This window comes from Leucobacter iarius (assembly GCF_039530105.1).
GTDB lineage: Bacteria > Actinomycetota > Actinomycetes > Actinomycetales > Microbacteriaceae > Leucobacter > Leucobacter iarius.
On the sequence record NZ_BAAAOB010000005.1, the window covers coordinates 106773 to 123380 of the forward strand.

A 16608-nucleotide genomic window follows, 5' to 3' on the forward strand; every position below is an offset into this window, starting at 1 on the left:
GACCGCCGCCGATGGCCAACGACGCCCCCCGAGTGCTCGTCGTCGATGACGATCCGGACGTCGCCCTGCTGGTGCGCACGATCCTCGAGCGGCGCGCCGGATGCACGGTCGACGTCGCAGCGGACGGCCTCCGCGCGGTGGAGCAGGCGGCCGCGGTCCGGCCCGACGTGGTCGTGACCGACATCGAGATGCCCGGTCTGAACGGGATCGAGCTGCTCACCGAGCTGCGCCGCAGCATTCCGGGCGTCCCCGTGGTCGTGATGACCGCGCACGTATCGGTGGAGTACGCGGTGTCGGCGCTGCGCGCCCAGGCCGACGAGTTCCTCACCAAGCCGCTCGACAACACGGTGCTCGTCGAGACCGTGCAGCGGCTGGCGGTCGAGGGCCGCACGCGCGGGGCGGAACGTCCGCCGGAGACGGTGCTCGCGATCGGTGCGCACCCCGATGACGTCGAGATCGGCGCAGGCGGGATCCTCGCAGCCCACGCCGAGGCCGGCGACCGCATCACGATCCTCACGATGTCGCGCGGCGCCCGGGGCGGCGACGCCGACAGCCGGCAGCACGAATCCCTCGCGGCGGCGGAGCTGCTGGGCGCCCGGCTGTTCCTGCAGGATCTCGTCGACACCGAGATCCCGAGCAGCGGGCCGACGGTGCGACTCATCGAGGAGGTCGTGCGCGAGGTGCAGCCCACCGTCGTCTACACCCACTCGGGGCACGACCGGCACCAGGACCACCGCGCGGTGAGCGCGGCGACCATCGCTGCGACACGACGCGTGCCGACCGTGGCCTGCTATCAGAGCCCCTCTGCCACCATCGACTACCGACCGACGCGGTTCGTCCGCATCGAACGGTTCCTCGAGCGCAAGCTCGAGCTCCTGCGCTGCTTCGATTCCCAGACCTCGAGCCGCGACTACCTCTCGCCCGAGTTCGTCACCGCGACCGCGCGCTACTGGACCCGTTTCGGCGGCGGCACCGCCGTCGAGCCCCTCGAGGTGGTGCGCGAGAGCTCCGAGCTCGCGCGCACCACCGAGCACCTGCGACTGGAGAGCTGATGACCGCCCGCGTTCTGGTGACCGGAGCCGGCGGCCCCGCCGGTGTCGCCGTGATCCGCTCACTGCTCCGCCGCCCCGACGTGACCGTGTTCGCGGCCGACATGGACGGCTGGGCCAGCGGCCTGTACCTGGTGCCCGCCGAGCAGCGCCGCCTCGTTCCGCCGGGACGCGACGATGCGTTCGTGCCGGCGCTCGCCTCCCTCGTCGCCGACGACCGCCTCGACCTCGTCGTCTCGACCGTCGATGTCGAGCTGATCGCCCTCGCCGAGCGCCGGGGCGAACTCGCACCCGCGGTGCTCGCGGCGCCCCCGGCCGAGACGCTGCGCGTCTCGCTCGACAAGCTCGCCCTCGCCGACCGCTGCGCTCCCACGGGCCGCTCCCCGCGCACCGTCCTCGCGGGCCCCGACGCGCTCGCCGTGGACTGGGAGTTCCCGGTCTTCGCGAAACCCCGTCAGGGCGCCGGGAGCCGCGGGATCCGCCTGGTGCCCGACCGTGCGGCGCTCGAGGCACTGCCGGCCGACGAGGGCCTGATCGTGCAGGACCTGCTGCCGGGCGAGGAGTACTCGGTCGACGTCATCGCCGACGCGAACGGCGGGATCGTCGCAGCCGTCCCGCGCACGCGGGCCCGCGTGGACTCGGGCGTCGCCATCGCGGGCCGCACGGTGCGGGATCCCGAGCTGGAGGACACCGCGGCGGCCGTCGCCCGCGCGATCGGGCTCGTCGGCGTGGCCAACGTGCAGCTCCGCCGCGACCGGGCGGGCCGCGCGATGCTGCTCGAGGTCAACCCCCGGTTCCCGGGGGCCCTTCCCCTGACCATCGCGGCGGGCGTCGACATCCCCTCGCTCGTGGTCGATCTGTTCCTCGGCGAGACGCTGCCGGATCGGGTCGGGTTCCGCGAGGTCGCCTCGGTGCGGTTCCTCGAGGACGTGATCGTCGAGGTCGACGAGGTCCTCGAGTCGGCGCACGCCGGACACCAGGACGACGCATGAGCACCGCATCGACGGCGGCGCTCCGCGGCGACCACCACGTCCACTCGACGTTCTCCGACGACGCGGTCTCGTCCCTCGAGCAGAACGTCGCCGCGGCCGCGGCCGCCGGGCTCGATACGCTGCGGCTGGTCGACCACGTGCGCCGCAGCACCGACTGGGTCCCCGAGTACCTCGCGGCGGTCTCGGCCCTGCACGCGCCCGACGGTTTCACGGTGCTGACCGGTGTCGAGGCGAAGATCCTCGACCGCTCGGGCGCGCTCGACATCCCCGCGCTCCCCGCGGGCATCGACCGGATCCTCATCGCCGACCACCAGTTCCCCGGCGCCGATGGCCCCCTCGGCCCGTCCGAGGTCCGCGCGCGCCTCGCCGCGGGGTGGAGCGACGAGGACGCGCTCGACGACCTCGTGCACGCCCTCGTCTCGGCGATGGAGCGCCACCCGGGCAACCAGCTGGCGCACTGCTTCTCGATCCTGCCCAAGATCGGTCTGAGCGAGTCACGTCTCGGTGCGGAGCGCCTCGCAGCCTGGGCCTCCGCCGCGGCCGCGACGGACACGCTCGTCGAGGTGAACGAGAAGTGGGGCTGCCCCGAGCCGGCCGCGCTCATCGCCCTGCGCGAGGCCGGTGCCGGGATCGTCGCATCGACCGACAGCCACGACGCGGCCGAGGTCGGCCGCTACCGGCGGGTGCGCGAACTGCTCGACGCCGCGGAGGACCTCGCGTGAACGCACCGAACGGCTTCGAGATCGCGCTGATCGTCTTCCTGCTGATCTGCGTGCTGTTCGGAACCACCCCGGTGTTCAACACGGCGTTCCAGTTCCTGGTGCTGCCGATCCACGCCTTCAAGAACCACTACCGGCGCGCGGCCCCGTACACGCCAAACATCGCGGTGGTCGTTCCCGCGTGGAACGAGGGGCTCGTGATCGGCGCGTCCATCGACCGCCTCCTCACGCTCGAGTACCCGCCCGAGCGACTGCGCATCTACGTGGTCGACGACGCCTCGACCGACAGCACCCCCGACGTCGTGCTGCGCAAGGCCGCCGAGCACCCGGGACGCGTCGTGCACCTGCGACGGGAGCAGGGCGGCGAGGGCAAGGCGCACACGCTGAACCACGGCCTCGAGCGCGTGCTCGCCGATCCGTGGACCGAGGCGGTGCTCATCATGGACGCCGACGTGATCTTCGCGCGCGACTCGCTGCGCAAGATGAGCCGGCACCTCGCCGACGAGCGTGTCGGCGCCGTCACCGCGTACATCGCCGAGGGCAGTCACGACCGCAACTACCTCACCCGGTTCATCGGCATGGAATACGTGCTGGCGCAGCTCGCCTCCCGGCGCACGCAGAACGTGCTCGGGGCGATCGCCTGCCTCGCGGGAGGCGCGCAGCTGCACTCGCGGGCCAACCTCGAGGCCATCGGCGGCCGGATCCCCACCGGAACCCTCGCCGAGGACACCATGACGACGTTCGAGGGCCAGCTGCGCGGCCGCCGCATGGTCTTCGAGCCGCACGCGGTCGTGCTCGCCGAGGAGCCGCGCACGGTGGACGCCCTCTGGAAGCAGCGGCTGCGCTGGGCGCGCGGCAACGTGCAGCTCACCTCCATCTTCCGGCGGGTCTGGTTCCGACCGAGCCGGGTTCACCGGCTGGGCAGCCTGTCGTTCGGGCTCAGCTGGTTCAGCATCCTGCTGCTGCCCGTCTGGCTGCTGCTCGCCTCCGTCGCGCTCTTCTCCCTCCTGATCCTGCACAGCGGGATCGCCGAGGCCGTGTTCCGCTTCATGTGGATCCTCGCGGCCTGCACCTACCTCTTCTCGATGCTGTACGCCGTGCAGCTCGACGGACGCACGGGGCGACGGTCCTGGCGCGAAGCGTTGCTCTTCCCGGGGCTCGGCGCGATGATCCTGATGGCGATCGCGCTCTTCCCCCGGTTCTCCGACGCGCTGCTCACCGACTGGCTGGGCACGCTCACCCGCGAGGACCGCTTCGTGTACGCCTCGATCCTCTATCTGTGGGGCCCGATCTCGATGCTCGGCGCGTGGGCCGCCCGCTGGGTCGAGCGCCTGCCCGGCGGGCGCTTCGTCGCGGGTCTCTGCATCTACGTCTTCGGGTACGGTTCGCTGCTCTGCGCCATTACTGTGGACTCGTACATCAAGGAGTGGCGCCGAGCCGACGCATCCTGGGTCAAGACCGAGAAGGTCGGAAGGGTCGTCTCATGAGTCCAGCACCGGAGCTCGACGAGATCGCGCGCGATGCACGGCGCGAACGCCGCCTCGTCCCCCAGGCCCTGATCGCCCTCGCGGTGGTGGCCGCCATCGTCGTCGTCCGAGAGCTGTTCCTGCGATGAGCGCGCCGCTCGCACTCACGGTCGAGGACAGCACGGACCAGTCCGCCCTGCTCCGCCTGCTGCTCGAGCGCGAGGGCTTCGAGGTCTTCGCGACGGCCGATGCCGAATCCGCCATCGCGGCCTTCGCCGAGATCTCCCCGTCCCTCGCGATCATCGACCTCCGTCTCCCCGGCCTCACGGGCGAGGAGTGCTCGCAGCGCCTGCGCGAGCGGTTCCCCGACTGCTTCATCGTGATCAGCTCGGTGCTGGACCCCGCCGACTACCCCGAGGCCGACGCCGCGCTCCCGAAGCCGGTCACCTCTGCGGCCATGCACGAGCTCGTCGTCGGACTCGCGGCATGAGCGAGGCTCCGCGGAGCCGGCTGCTCCGCTTCTTCGATCGTCCCGGGCCGCTGCTCAAACAAGCACCGACCACGATCGCGCTCCTCGTCGCGCTGGCGCTCGTCCACCTGGTCCCCGGGCTGAAGCCGGTCTCCGAGGGCGCGGCCCTCGCGGGCACCGCGGTGATCCTCGCGGCGACCGCGTACGCCGCCCTGCTGCGCGCGCACCGCGGGCACGAGGGATTCGCGGTGCTCCTGATCCCCATGATCGACATCGTCGGGCTGGGGCTGTTCCGCGCGGGCACGGGCGGCGCGCACTCGATGTTCGGCGCCCTCGTGCTGCTCCCGGTGGTGTGGCTCGCGACCGCCCCGAAGTTCCGGTACGTCGTCGCCGCGGTGCTGCTCAGCTCGTTCACCATCCTGATGCCCTACCTCGCGACCCCGCCCGACAGCCCGGCGGACTGGCTCCGCGGAGTCGTCTCCCCGCTCGTCTACGCGGCGGTCGCGGCCGTGATCCACGATCTCTCGCGTCAGCAGCGGATCCGCATCGAGCAGGCGGAGCGGCTCGTCTCCGAGCGCACCCGCGCCCTCGAGCAGAACGCCGAGATGATCGCCCAGCTGCGCGAGAGCGAGCAGCGGTACCGTGCGCTGCTCGAATCGTTCGAGAGCCTGTGGGCGGCGATCACCGCCCAGGCCGTCATCGCGATCGACTGCCGCGGCACCGTCGAGGCCTGGAACCCGGGAGCCGAGCGGCTCCTCGGACTCACCCAGGCCGAGGCGCTCGACGGCGTCCGCATCGATCGCTTCTTCCCCGCCGACGTGCTCGCGATGCTCGGCGAGGAGCACCCGGATCTGCCGCACCCGCATGCGCCGGAGGATCTGCCGCAGGGCGTGCGCGCGCTGTTCGCCCGGGCCGACTCCGATTCGACGGTCGACGCCGACCTCGAGATCTCGACGGCGACGGGGCTCACCGTGCCCGCGAGGATCACGGTCACCCCGCGCAAGGACGGAACGGGGCAGCAGCGCGGCTACCTGCTGGTCGTCACCGACGAGACCCGCGCCGTCGAGGTCGCGCGCATGAAGGACCAGTTCGTCGGAATGATCTCGCACGAACTGCGCACTCCGCTCAGCGCGATCATCGGGTTCCTGGATCTGCTGCGCAGCGACCCGGAGCGTCCCCTCGCCGAGGAACAGCGCGAGTTCGTCGACATCATCGAGCGCAACGCCCAGCGGCTGCTCGCGCTCGTCGGCGATCTCCTCTTCACCGCGCAGGTCGAGTCCGGCCGGTTCCCGCTCGAGTGCTTCGATTCGGATCTCTCCGAGAGCGTGCGATCCGCGGTCGAGTCCGCGGCACCGCACGCGCAGCGCGAGGGCGTCGAGCTGCGCACCGAGCTCCCCGACCGTCCCGTCGTGGTCTCGATCGATGCGCGGCGCATCGGCCAGGCGCTCGACAATCTGCTGTCGAACGCGATCAAGTTCACCCCGCGCGGCGGCCGGGTCACGGCCGAGGTCCGGCCCGTCGACGGTGCGGTCGTGCTCGCCGTGCGCGACACCGGTATCGGGATCCCCGAGGACGAGCAGGGCATGCTCTTCACCCGGTTCTTCCGGGCGTCGACGGCGACCCGCAACGCGGTCCCCGGAATCGGCCTCGGGTTGAGCATCACTCGCGCGATCGTGATCGCGCACGGCGGGCGCATGGAGGTCGCGAGCCGCGAGGGCGAGGGGACCGAATTCCGCATGACCCTGCCGATGGCGCCGCCCACCGAGGCGGTGCCGAAGGTGCGGATCCGCGCCGGCCGCGGGGAGCGCCCAGACGCTCGGGTCCGATCCCGCTCCTAGGGACGCGAAACGGCGCGTCCCGGACGGATCCCGGACGCGCCGCAGCGGGTGGAGAGCCGACGGCTAGTCGGCGATGAGCACGTCGAGCGCGGTGTCGAGCGCGCCGTCGACCGCGCGGGTGACGATCTCCCGGTAGGGGTCGTAGCCGTCCATCGCGTCGTCCTTCGCGGCCAGCGGGTTGCCGTCGATGGCGAAGACCGCGCCGGCCTCGATGCCGTGCAGCGAGGCGATCACGAAGAGGGCGGAAGCCTCCATCTCGACCGCGACGATACCGGCGCGCTGCCACATGCGGTGGTCGATCCCGGTGATCACGTCGCTCGGGTAGAACATGTCGCCCGTGAGCACGATGCCCGAGTGCACCTCGAGACCGGTCTTGGCCGCGGCGGCCTTGAGCGCGACCGCGAGCTCGGGGGTCGCGATCGCGGGGAACTCGGTGGGCACGAGCTGGTGGCTCACGCCGTCCGCGCGCACGGCGCCGGTCGCGACGACGATCGCGCCGTCGACGACCTCGGGCTGGATGCCGCCGGCGGTGCCGGAGCGGATGATGCGGGTGACGCCGCCGCGGGCCAGCTCCTCGAAGCAGACGGCCGCGCCGGCCGCGCCCACGCCGTGCGAGGCGACGGTGACCGGCACTCCGCGGTGCGTGCCCGAGTACACGTGATACTCGCGGTTCGCGGTGAGCTGCTGCACGTCGTCGAGGCGCTCGGCGACGCGCGCCGCGCGTCCCGGATCGCCCACGACGAGCGCGCGGTCGGAGAGGTCGGCGACGCGGGCTCGGAGCAGCGGGAGTTCGGCATCGGCGGGGAGACGGACGGGCGCCATTGCGGTCACCTTTCGGTTCGGAAGCGGAGGTCGGCCCGGTGCGTTGCGCACCCGGCCCGATCCTTCAATCGTAGGGGCGGAACGCGGCTCAGGACGCCCGCAACCGGGCGGCCGCGGCGGCGGCCCGGTCGCGGATGCCCGCGGCGTCGAGGGTGAGGTGCTCGCCGTCGGCGTAGACGTGGCGCCCGCCGATGAAGACGTGGCGCACGTCGGTGCCCCGGGCGGAGAAGCCGAGGTGCGAGGTGAGCGACGCGTGCGGGATCGCGGAGGCGCCGCGCACGTCGAGCGCGATGACGTCGGCCAGGCGTCCGGCTTCGAGCGCCCCGGTCTCGGGGAACCCGACCGCCTCGGCGCCGCGTCGGGTGGCGATGTCGAGCACGGTGGAGGCGCGCACCGCCGCCGCGTCGTGCCGGACCCCTCGGTGCACGATCGTGCCGGTCTTGATCTCTTCGAAGAGGTCGAGGGTGTTGTTGCTCGCGACGGAGTCGGTGCCGAGCGAGAGCCGGACCCCGGCCTCGAGCATCTCGGGCAGGCGGGCGACGCCGTTGCCGAGCTTGAGGTTCGACACGGGATTGTGGCTCACCGCCACCCCGGCCTCGGCGAAGCGCTCGATCTCGCGGTCGGTGAGGTGCACGCAGTGTGCGGCGAGCACGGAGGCCTCGAAAAGGCCGAGCGCGTCGAGGTGGTCGCCCGGGGTCGCCCCGTACTGCTCGCGGATCTGCTCGACCTCGGCCGGCGATTCGGAGACGTGGATGTGGATCGGCAGCCCGGTGCGCTGCGCGCGCTCGGAGATCTCGCGGAGGAACTCGGGCGGCGAGGTGTACGGCGCGTGCGGGCCGTAGGCGAGCCGGATCTGGGGGTCGCCCGCGAACACCTCGGCGAGGTGCTCCGTCTGGTCGAGCGCCTCGGCGCCCGTCCACGGGGCGACGCCCGGGAACCCGACGGCCTCGGCCGTGAACGCGGCCGGAGCCGCGAGCACCCGCATGCCGCTGGCCTGCACCAGTCGCAGCAGCTCTTCGTCCCAGTGGTACATGTCGGCGAAGGTCGTGGTGCCGCTCTCGATCATCTCGACCATGGCGAGCTCGAGGCCCGCGGCGACGTCGGCGTGGACGAGGTGCTGCTCGAGCCCCTGCACCGCTGCGAGCCAGGGCATGAAGCCGTCGTCGTCGGAGGCGCCGCGCAGCAGGGTCATGGCGGAGTGCGTGTGGCCGTTGACGAGGCCGGGCATGAGCACGTGGCCGCTCAGGTCGTGCGTGGGGGTCGAGTCCGGCCGTGCCGGACCGACGTAGGCGATGCGGCCGTCGGCGTCGAACTCGAGCTCGACGCTGCCGGGCTCGCCGCCGACGGCGCCCTCGGGGCTCAGCAGGGCGTCGGCGCGCAGGATCGCGGCCTCGATCGGGTTGCTCATCGGAGTCCTCTCGCTCAGGTGTCGGGTGTCGGCTACCAGCCGGGGGTGGCGAGCATGCCGCCGTCGACCGCCAGGTCCTGCCCGGTGATGAACGCGGCCGCGTCGGATGCGAGCAGCACGCAGGCGTCGCCGACGTCTCGCGGTGTCGCGAGGCGCCCGAGCGGCGCGTGCGCGAGCCAGCTGGCCACGCCCTCGGGCCAGTTCTCGGCCAGGCCCGGCACCTCGACGAGGCCCGGCGACACCGTGTTGACCCGGATGCCCGCGGGACCGAGCTCGAGCGCGGCCGCTCGCGCGTGCATGAGCAGCGCGGCCTTGGCGCTGGCGTAGTGCGCGTGCCCGGCCGCCGGCCGGTGCGCTTCGACCGAGGCGATGTGCGTGATCGATCCGCCGCCCTCGAACACCTGCGCCGCCGCCTGGCTCAGCGAGAACACCACGCCGACGTTGGTGGCGAACATCGCGTCCCACGACTCGCGACCGAGTTCGGAGAGCGGCTCGACCGGCTGGATGCCGGCGTTGTTGACCAGGGCGTCGAGCCCGCCGAGCTCGACCGCGCTGCGCGCCACGAGGTCCTGTGCGGCACCGGGCAGCGACAGGTCGGCGCCGACCGCGACCGCCCGGCCCCCGATCGACTCGATCTCGGCCACCAGCTGCTCGGCGACGGCGGCATTCGAACGGTAGTGGACGGCGACCGCCGCACCCGCCTCTGCGAAGCTGCGCGCGATGCCGCTTCCGACCCCGCCCGTAGCGCCGGTGACGAGCACCCGGCAGCCCTGGAGCGACGGCAGGCGTGCGGCGTGATGCGTCTCGTTCATGCCCGCAATCGTATCGGCGACCGCCGACATCCGCCCGCGATCCGGCGGAGGCGGATGGGGGCGGAGCCGGATGGACCGGCGGAGCGCTCCGCTATTTGCCGAGGCGGCGCTGACGGCGCGAGTAGTCGCGCAGCGCGCGCAGCAGATCGACCTCGCGCAGGTCGGGGTACAGCGCCTCGACGAAGTAGAACTCGGAGTGCGCGGACTGCCAGATCATGAAATCGCTGAGCCGCTGCTCCCCCGAGGTGCGGATGACGAGGTCGGGATCGGCCTGCCCCCGCGTCCAGAGGTGCTCGCCGATGGTCTCGGGCGTGAGCCGTTCGGCCAGGGTGTCGAGCGTGCCGCCCGCGGCCCGGTGCTCGTCGATCACGCTGTGCATGGCCGCCGTGATCTCGCTGCGTCCGCCGTATCCGACGGCGAGGTTCACGTGCAGCCCGGTGTGGTCCTGGGTGCGCACCTCCGCCTCGTGCAGCGCTCCGGCCAGCTCCGGCGGGAGCCCGTCGCAGCTGCCGACGTGCTTCACCTTCCAGTCGCCGTGGGATCCGAGGTGCCTGGCGAGGTCGCCGATGATCTCGAACAGGTCGGTGAGCTCCTGCTCCTGCCGACCCTTCAGGTTGTCGCTCGAGAGCAGGTAGAGGGTGACGACGCGGATGCCGGCGTGCTCGCACCAGCGGAGGAACTCGGGGATCTTGCGTGCTCCGGCGCGGTGCCCGAATGCGACGCGCTCCTGCAGGCGCTGCTTGGCCCAGCGCCGATTGCCGTCGACGATCACCGCGATGTGGTGGGGCGAGCGCTCGGGATCGATCTCGCGGCGCAACCGTCGCTGGTAGAGCCGATAGAGGGGCCCGGGTCGCGGAGCGGTTCGTTCGGGCGTCACTCGTCGATTCTATCTGCGGCTCGGCTTTGCAGGTGGTCGACATATATGCAGCTTCCGCGCTGTCGGCTCCGTACACTCGGAGCATGAGCCAGCGAGCCAATTCCTCGTCCGGTCGCGAGCGTCGTCTGCCCGATCCGGATCGCCTCTCGCTGCCGCTGCTCGAGGACGCCCTCGAGCACCCGCTTCCGGCCGAGGCGAAGCCCACGTGGCGCGGCTGGATCCACGCCGGGACGTTCCCCGTGGCGGTGGCCGCGGGGATCGTGCTCATCTGCCTCGCGAAAGGCCCCGTGGCCAAATGGGCCGCCGCGGTCTACCTGCTGACGAGCGCGCTGCTGTTCGGGGTGTCGGCCCTCTACCACCGCTTCAACTGGAAGCCGGAGACCAAGCAGGTCTTCCGCCGTCTCGACCACGCCAACATCTTCCTGCTGATCGCCGGGACCTACACGCCGCTCGCGCTGACCGCGATGCCGCTCGACAAGGGGATCCTGCTGCTCGTCCTCGTGTGGGCGGGCGCGCTGCTCGGGATCGGGTTCCGCGTGTTCTGGATCTCGGCCCCGCGCTGGCTCTACGTCCCCCTCTACGTGGCGCTCGGCTGGGCGGCCGTCGTCTACCTCGGCGACATCTGGCAGGCGAACCCGGCGACCATGGTCCTCGTCGTCGTGGGCGGCCTGCTCTACACGGTCGGATCGGTCGTCTACGGCCTCAAGCGGCCGAACCCCGTGCCCGGGGTCTTCGGATTCCACGAGATCTTCCACACGCTCACGGTGCTCGCCTTCCTCTGCCACTGGGCGGGAGCGCTGCTCGTCTCGCTCGACCCCGTCTACCTGCGCTAGCGGCGGCTACGGCTCGACGCGCCTCCGCGCCGGGATCGCGAACGCGAGGGCGACTCCCGCCGCCGAGACTCCCGCCGCGATCAGGAAGAGCACTCGGAACGTCTCCTCCCCGGGAGCGCCGCCCGCGGCGATCCCGATCGAGGTCAGGATCAGCGTCGCGACGGGGGTCCCGAACGCGGACCCGACCGTGCGGAGCACCCCGTTGACGCCGAGCGCGGCGCCGAGCCCCGCCCGATCCACGTGGCCGGCGATGAGCTCCGCGACGACCGCGAAGCCGATGCCGTTGCCGAGGCCGACGAGGGCGAAGAACAGGATCACGGCGAGCAGCGATCCGGGCCGCAGCGCGATGCCGATGCCGCCCGCGCACATCGCGCCGAGCGCGATCGCGGCGACGGCGCGACCGCTCAGTCGGCCGAGCAGCCAGGGCGTGAAGCGACCGCCGAGGAAGACGAGCACGGCGCCCGGCAGCAACGCCGCGCCGGTCGCGGTGACCCCGAGGCCCTGCCCGACGGCACCGGTGCCGCTCGCGGGCGACTGCAGCAGCACGGGGAGGCCGACGTAGAAGGCGTAGGGCACGAATCCGAGGAAGAGGGTGAGCGCGTTCGTCGCGGCGAGCGCTCGATCGGTCACGAGCACGGGGTCGATCAGCGGGTGCGCGAGTCGGCGCTCGACGAGCACCAGGCCGATGAGACCGAGCAGGGCGAGACCGGCGAGCGCCAGCACCGCTGGCGAGGTCCAGCCCCAGCGCGTGCCCTGCGAGATGACGAGCAGCAGCGGGAGCAGCGTGAGGACCAGCAGGCCGACGCCCGCCCAGTCCTGCGGCGCCGCACTCCCCCGCTCGCCCGCGGGCACGCGCCACGCGATCAGCAGCACCGACAGGAGACCGAGCCCGGCGCCGAGCGCGAAGAGCCACGGCCAGCTGAGCAGGTCGGTGACCGCACCGCCGACGACGAGCGCGAGGCCGGCGCCGAGCCCCATGGTGCCCGAGAGCCAACCGATGGCGACGGCCTGCTGCCGGCCGACCAGCCGATCGCGCACGATCGCGACGGCGAGCGGGAACGAGGCGGTGGCCGCGCCCTGGAGCACGCGCCCCGCGAGCATCACGGGCAGGGAGCCCGCGAGGCCCGCGACCGCTCCTCCCAGGACGAACACCAGCATCGCGATCATGAGCACCCGTCGGTGCCCGTGCCGGTCGCCCAGCGCACCGATCGCGGGGGCCGCCACCGCACCGCTGAGCAGGTACGCGGTGAGGATCCACCCGGCGGTCGCGCCGTCGAGCCCGAGTTCGGTCGAGAGCACCGGGAGGGCCGGGACGAGCAGCGTCTGCATCATCGAGAAGGCGAGGACGGCCGAGGCGAGCGCGGCGGTGAACCCGGCGGGCGCGGTGGGAATCGTCGTGCGTGCGACGGGGACGGACGCGGTGTCGGGCCCGGAGGCCTGGGTCTGGACGGTCACGCGGCTCCTCGGGTCGGATCGATGGCTCTGCAGGGGATCGGCACTGGCGATCATTCGGAACGGAATGCTTCGTTCCGTTCAAGATGCTAACAGCCCGATCGCTACGATGGAACCCATGACCGGTGAGGAGCGCCTGCGCGGCCGCGAACGGGAGGCGCGCGACAACGACCGCATCCTGCTGCAGGCGGCGCGCGAGGTGTTCGTGCAGCGCGGCTGGCAGGCCCCCATGTCGGCCATCGCCGAGCACGCGGGCATCGGCATCGCGAGCATCTACCGGCGCTACCCCAGCAAGGAGGAGCTCGTGCTCCAGCTGCGGATCATGGCGCTCGGCGACGTCATCCGCATCGCGGACGAGAGCCTCGAAGGCCCCGGATCCAGTGTCGCGCGATTCCTCCGCCGCCATATCCGCGAGGCTGCGACACCGCTCATGATCACCTTCGGACGGCACGTGCGCACCTCGCACGAGATCGACGAGCTCGCCGAGGAGCTCCGCGCCGCGCTGGACGCGCTCATCGCGCAGGATCTCGCCGCGGGGCTCATACCTCGGGGGTACACGGCCGCCGACCTCATGCTCGGCGTGACCCACCTGCGCCCGAACCTGCCGACGAGCCGCGAGCGGACCACCGAGATCCACCTGCGGCACCTCGACTACTACCTGCTCGGGCTCGCAGCGGCGATCGATCACCCCGAACGCGTCAGCGGCACGGGCGCCACCTGGGAGGAGTGGCTCGCCTTCAACGCCGTCGACGAGGACGCGCTGGAGGCCGGGCCCGCCTGACCCGGAGCGGCGCGAGCGGGATCACTCCGCCGACAGCACCTCGAGCACGGCGTCGCCGTAGCGATCGAGCTTGGCCTGGCCGATCCCGCTGATGCCGAGCAGCGCGTCGCGGCTGCTCGGCGTGTGCACCGCGAGCGCCCGCAGGGTCGCGTCGCCGAACACGATGTAGCCGGGAACCCCCTGCTCCTTTGCCTCGGCGCTGCGCCAGGCGCGCAGCCGTTCGAAGCGGTCGAGCTGCTCGGGCTCGAGGTCCTGCGCGGCCTTCGCCTTCGCACCGCCGGAACCGCCCGCCTTCCGCGCGAGCACCTCCTCGCGCATCTCGACCTTCTCGCCGCCGTAGAGCACGCCCCGGCTGGCCTCCGTCGGCGCGAGCACGCCCCACTCGCCGCGGCTCTCGAGGAGCCCGGTGGCGATGAGGTGCCGTACGACGCCGCGCCACTGGGCGACCGAGAGGTCCTGCCCGATGCCCCAGGTCGAGAGCTCGTCGAGCCGCATCTGGCTGGCCCGTTCCGAACCGACTCCGCGGAGCACGTCGATGTGCTGCCCGGCGGCATAGGTGCGGCCGCGCTCCTTCGAGATGCGCACGATGGTCGAGAGCAGCTTCTGCGCGGGGATCGTCGCGTCCCAGAGCTTCGGCGGGTCGAGGCAGACGTCGCAGTTGCCGCACGGCTGCCCCGCCTCCTCGCCGAAGTAGCGCAGCAGGTAGACCCGACGGCAGTCGGTCGTCTCGCACAGGGCGAGCATGTGGTTCAGGTGCTCGATCTGGTTGCGCTGCGCCGCCGCGTCGCCGTCCGACGACTCGATGAACTGGCGCTGCTGCACGACGTCGGCGAGGCCGTAGGCCATCCAGGTCTCCGAGGGCAGGCCGTCGCGCCCCGCGCGGCCCGTCTCCTGGTAGTACCCCTCGACCGACTTCGGCAGGTCGATGTGGGCGACGAACCGCACGTCGGGCTTGTCGATCCCCATGCCGAAGGCGATCGTGGCGACGACGACCACGCCGTCCTCACGCAGGAACCGGGTCTGCGCGGCGAAGCGCTCCTCGGCCGGCAGTCCCGCGTGGTACGGCACCGCGTCGATCCCGGCTTCGCGCAGCTGGGCCGCCGTCTGCTCGACCCGCTTGCGGCTCAGCGCGTAGACGATCCCGGCCTCGCCCGCGTGCTCCTCGCGGATGAACCGCACGAGCTGCTGGCGCACCTGCGCCTTCGGCTCGATCCGGTAGCGGATGTTGGGCCGGTCGAAGCTCGACACGAAGTGGCGGGCCCGGTCGAGGTGCAGGCGCTCGGTGAGCTCGCGGTGGGTGGCCGGGGTCGCGGTCGCCGTCAGCGCGATGCGGGGCACGTCGGGCCAGAGCTCGGCGAGCGCGCCGAGGCGCAGGTAGTCGGGCCGGAAGTCGTGGCCCCACTGCGAGACGCAGTGGGCCTCGTCGATGGCGAAGAGCGCGATGCGGCCCTGTCGCAGCAGCTCGACGGTGCCGGGCGCGCTCAGGCGCTCGGGCGCCAGGTAGAGCAGCTCGAGCTCGCCCTCGCGGTAGGCGCGTTCGACCTCGCGGCGCTCCTCGGGATCCATCGCCGAATTGAGCGCACCCGCGCGCACCCCCGCCAGCCGCAGCGCGGCCACCTGGTCGTGCATGAGCGCGACGAGCGGGGAGAGCACGATGCCCGTGCCCTCACGGCAGATCGCGGGGATCTGGTAGCACAGCGACTTGCCGCCGCCCGTCGGCATGAGCACGACGGCGTCGCCGCCCGCGGCGACGTGGCGGATGATCTCCTCCTGGTCGCCGCGGAACGACTCGTAGCCGAAGACCTCGGAGAGGACGGCCCGCGGATCGCGCTGCGTCACCCGGTTCAGCTCCGGGGCTCGGGATCCTGCGGAGCGGACCCGGCCTCGGACCCGTCGCCCGCGTCGGTTCCGGCGGCCTCGTTCGCGGCGCCCGATCCGCCCGTCGCCCCGGCGGCCTCCTCGGCCTCGGCCGCCTCGGCGGCCAGCTGCGCCTGCACCTCGCCGCGGATCCGACTGCGGCGCAGTCGGCGGTTCAGATCGAGCAGCAGCAGGATCACCGCGACCGCGAGCACCGCGACCGCGATGAATCCCGCGACTCCGGGAGACGCGGTGTTCGGATCGAACTCCTTCTCCTTCTCGGCAAGGGTGATCGCTGCCGTGAGAACGGTGGCGAGCGTGGTCATGCGGTCTCCTCTTCGACGCCCTGGAACAGATCGGCCTCGAACTCGCTCGTCGCGACGCGCGAGGCGGCGAGACGGTAGTCCTCGTACGGCCAGGCCTCGCGCTGCAGCTCGTTCGGCCAGAAGAAGAACGGGCTGTCGGGCGGGACCTGACTGGCGTGCGCGCGCAGCGCTGCGTCGCGCTGCTCGAAGAAGGCACCGACATCGACCTTGGCCGTGCCGTTGTAGGGGCGCTTCGCCATCCACTCGGTCATCTCGGCGAACTGCGTCGCGAGCTCGGACCCCGGCTCGCGCTCGAGCAGCGTCTCGTAGACGGCGCGCACCCGGTCGGCGTTGAAGATCTCCTCGTAGTACAGCTTGCGGATCGCCCACGGCGCCCCGGCCTCGGGGTACGACTCGGCGTCGCCCGAGAGCTCCCACGCGCGCTTGCTGATCTCGTGGCAGCGGATGTGGTCGGGGTGCGGGTATCCGCCCTGCTCGTTGTAGGTGATCATCACGTGCGGACGGAACTCGCGAACCACGCGGACGAGCGCCTCGGCCGAGACCTCGACCGGGATGTCGGCGAAGGACCCCGCCGGGATCGGATCGCCCTCGTCGGGCAGCCCCGAGTCCTGATAGCCGAGCCAGCGGTGCTCGAAACCGATGATCCCCTGCGCGCGCGCCATCTCGTCGCGGCGCAGGCCCGCGAGATCGCGACGGCTCTTGGGATCGCGCTGCACCAGCTCGTTGAGCACGTCGCCGCGCTCGCCGCCCGTGCAGCTGACGATCAGCACCTCGACGCCGCGGTCGAGGTAGTGCGCGTACGTCGCGGCGCCCTTGCTCGATTCGTCGTCGGGGTGCGCGTGTACCGCGATCAACCTGAGCGTCATGGCGTCCTTTCGCATCTGCGTCCGAGGGAGCCCCGGTACGC

At 72.2% G+C, this 16608-nt stretch carries 17 protein-coding genes; 9 read left to right on the plus strand and 8 right to left on the minus strand.

Annotated features, from left to right (window positions below; all coding sequences use genetic code 11):
• The first annotated feature begins 11 nt into the window (after positions 1-11).
• Genes ABD169_RS14775 through ABD169_RS14805 form a run of 7 tightly spaced genes read left to right on the plus strand, consistent with a single transcriptional unit; the run spans position 12 to position 6533 of the window.
• Positions 12-1052, plus strand: coding sequence for a response regulator (locus tag ABD169_RS14775; RefSeq protein WP_344033415.1), 1041 nt, complete (start codon positions 12-14; stop codon positions 1050-1052).
• A complete protein-coding gene (locus tag ABD169_RS14780) occupies positions 1052-2041 on the plus strand; it encodes an ATP-grasp domain-containing protein (RefSeq protein ID WP_344033416.1) in 990 nt (329 codons plus the stop codon). Before ABD169_RS14775 ends, ABD169_RS14780 begins: the two co-directional genes overlap by 1 nt.
• Positions 2038-2763: a PHP domain-containing protein gene (locus ABD169_RS14785; RefSeq protein ID WP_344033417.1), complete on the plus strand. Its 726-nt coding sequence runs from the start codon at positions 2038-2040 to the stop codon at positions 2761-2763. The genes ABD169_RS14780 and ABD169_RS14785 overlap by 4 nt, the downstream gene beginning before the upstream one ends.
• Positions 2760-4247: a glycosyltransferase family 2 protein gene (locus ABD169_RS14790; RefSeq protein ID WP_344033418.1), complete on the plus strand. Its 1488-nt coding sequence runs from the start codon at positions 2760-2762 to the stop codon at positions 4245-4247. The genes ABD169_RS14785 and ABD169_RS14790 overlap by 4 nt, the downstream gene beginning before the upstream one ends.
• The gene (locus ABD169_RS14795) at positions 4244-4375 is read left to right on the plus strand and encodes a hypothetical protein (protein ID WP_255350854.1); all 132 of its coding nucleotides are present in this window, start codon (positions 4244-4246) and stop codon (positions 4373-4375) included. The genes ABD169_RS14790 and ABD169_RS14795 overlap by 4 nt, the downstream gene beginning before the upstream one ends.
• Entirely contained in the window at positions 4372-4716 is a 345-nt protein-coding gene (locus ABD169_RS14800) for a response regulator (protein WP_046455592.1), read from the plus strand. The genes ABD169_RS14795 and ABD169_RS14800 overlap by 4 nt, the downstream gene beginning before the upstream one ends.
• On the plus strand, positions 4713-6533 hold the full coding sequence (locus ABD169_RS14805; RefSeq protein WP_344033419.1) for a sensor histidine kinase: 1821 nt from the start codon (positions 4713-4715) through the stop codon (positions 6531-6533). The genes ABD169_RS14800 and ABD169_RS14805 overlap by 4 nt, the downstream gene beginning before the upstream one ends.
• A gap of 63 nt (positions 6534-6596) precedes the next feature.
• Here ABD169_RS14805 and ABD169_RS14810 read toward each other — a convergent pair whose 3' ends face one another.
• From ABD169_RS14810 to ABD169_RS14825, 4 genes are all read right to left on the minus strand, one after another.
• Positions 6597-7355, minus strand: a complete 759-nt coding sequence (locus tag ABD169_RS14810; protein ID WP_084821097.1) for a nucleoside phosphorylase — start codon at positions 7353-7355, stop codon at positions 6597-6599.
• 88 nt (positions 7356-7443) lie between these two features.
• On the minus strand, positions 7444-8763 hold the full coding sequence (locus ABD169_RS14815; protein WP_344033420.1) for an amidohydrolase: 1320 nt from the start codon (positions 8761-8763) through the stop codon (positions 7444-7446).
• A 32-nt stretch (positions 8764-8795) separates the two neighbouring features.
• Positions 8796-9575 (minus strand): SDR family NAD(P)-dependent oxidoreductase, encoded by a 780-nt coding sequence (locus ABD169_RS14820; protein ID WP_344033421.1) that lies wholly within the window; start codon positions 9573-9575, stop codon positions 8796-8798.
• Positions 9576-9666: 91 nt separating this feature from the next.
• Positions 9667-10452, minus strand: a complete 786-nt coding sequence (locus ABD169_RS14825) for an isoprenyl transferase (protein ID WP_046455594.1) — start codon at positions 10450-10452, stop codon at positions 9667-9669.
• An 83-nt stretch (positions 10453-10535) separates the two neighbouring features.
• Here ABD169_RS14825 and trhA point away from each other — a divergent pair, with 83 nt between their 5' ends.
• Positions 10536-11285, plus strand: coding sequence for a PAQR family membrane homeostasis protein TrhA (trhA, locus tag ABD169_RS14830; protein ID WP_084821098.1), 750 nt, complete (start codon positions 10536-10538; stop codon positions 11283-11285).
• 6 nt (positions 11286-11291) lie between these two features.
• On the opposite strand, the gene ABD169_RS14835 is transcribed toward trhA, so the two are convergent.
• On the minus strand, positions 11292-12740 hold the full coding sequence (locus ABD169_RS14835; RefSeq protein WP_344033422.1) for an MFS transporter: 1449 nt from the start codon (positions 12738-12740) through the stop codon (positions 11292-11294).
• Positions 12741-12855: 115 nt separating this feature from the next.
• Between ABD169_RS14835 and ABD169_RS14840 the strand changes: the two genes are divergently transcribed.
• On the plus strand, positions 12856-13518 hold the full coding sequence (locus tag ABD169_RS14840; protein ID WP_344033423.1) for a TetR/AcrR family transcriptional regulator: 663 nt from the start codon (positions 12856-12858) through the stop codon (positions 13516-13518).
• Positions 13519-13539: 21 nt separating this feature from the next.
• Here ABD169_RS14840 and recQ read toward each other — a convergent pair whose 3' ends face one another.
• Genes recQ through mca form a run of 3 tightly spaced genes read right to left on the minus strand, consistent with a single transcriptional unit; the run spans position 13540 to position 16567 of the window.
• On the minus strand, positions 13540-15366 hold the full coding sequence (gene recQ / locus ABD169_RS14845; protein ID WP_425560982.1) for a DNA helicase RecQ: 1827 nt from the start codon (positions 15364-15366) through the stop codon (positions 13540-13542).
• Positions 15363-15701: a hypothetical protein gene (locus ABD169_RS14850; RefSeq protein WP_344033425.1), complete on the minus strand. Its 339-nt coding sequence runs from the start codon at positions 15699-15701 to the stop codon at positions 15363-15365. Before ABD169_RS14850 ends, recQ begins: the two co-directional genes overlap by 4 nt.
• A complete protein-coding gene (gene mca, locus ABD169_RS14855; RefSeq protein WP_084821100.1) occupies positions 15698-16567 on the minus strand; it encodes a mycothiol conjugate amidase Mca in 870 nt (289 codons plus the stop codon). Before mca ends, ABD169_RS14850 begins: the two co-directional genes overlap by 4 nt.
• Between the last annotated feature and the right edge of the window lie 41 nt (positions 16568-16608).

Bases quoted from the DNA above. Each gene is read 5' to 3' on its own strand.
- ABD169_RS14775 (WP_344033415.1), top strand. From the start codon at position 12: ATGGCCAACGACGCCCCCCGAGTGCTCGTCGTCGATGACGATCCGGAC.
- ABD169_RS14780 (WP_344033416.1), top strand. From the start codon at position 1,052: ATGACCGCCCGCGTTCTGGTGACCGGAGCCGGCGGCCCCGCCGGTGTC.
- ABD169_RS14785 (WP_344033417.1), top strand. From the start codon at position 2,038: ATGAGCACCGCATCGACGGCGGCGCTCCGCGGCGACCACCACGTCCAC.
- ABD169_RS14795 (WP_255350854.1), top strand. From the start codon at position 4,244: ATGAGTCCAGCACCGGAGCTCGACGAGATCGCGCGCGATGCACGGCGC.
- ABD169_RS14800 (WP_046455592.1), top strand. From the start codon at position 4,372: ATGAGCGCGCCGCTCGCACTCACGGTCGAGGACAGCACGGACCAGTCC.
- ABD169_RS14805 (WP_344033419.1), top strand. From the start codon at position 4,713: ATGAGCGAGGCTCCGCGGAGCCGGCTGCTCCGCTTCTTCGATCGTCCC.
- ABD169_RS14810 (WP_084821097.1), bottom strand. From the start codon at position 7,355: ATGGCGCCCGTCCGTCTCCCCGCCGATGCCGAACTCCCGCTGCTCCGA.
- ABD169_RS14815 (WP_344033420.1), bottom strand. From the start codon at position 8,763: ATGAGCAACCCGATCGAGGCCGCGATCCTGCGCGCCGACGCCCTGCTG.
- ABD169_RS14820 (WP_344033421.1), bottom strand. From the start codon at position 9,575: ATGAACGAGACGCATCACGCCGCACGCCTGCCGTCGCTCCAGGGCTGC.
- trhA (WP_084821098.1), top strand. From the start codon at position 10,536: ATGAGCCAGCGAGCCAATTCCTCGTCCGGTCGCGAGCGTCGTCTGCCC.
- ABD169_RS14840 (WP_344033423.1), top strand. From the start codon at position 12,856: ATGACCGGTGAGGAGCGCCTGCGCGGCCGCGAACGGGAGGCGCGCGAC.
- ABD169_RS14850 (WP_344033425.1), bottom strand. From the start codon at position 15,701: ATGACCACGCTCGCCACCGTTCTCACGGCAGCGATCACCCTTGCCGAG.
- mca (WP_084821100.1), bottom strand. From the start codon at position 16,567: ATGACGCTCAGGTTGATCGCGGTACACGCGCACCCCGACGACGAATCG.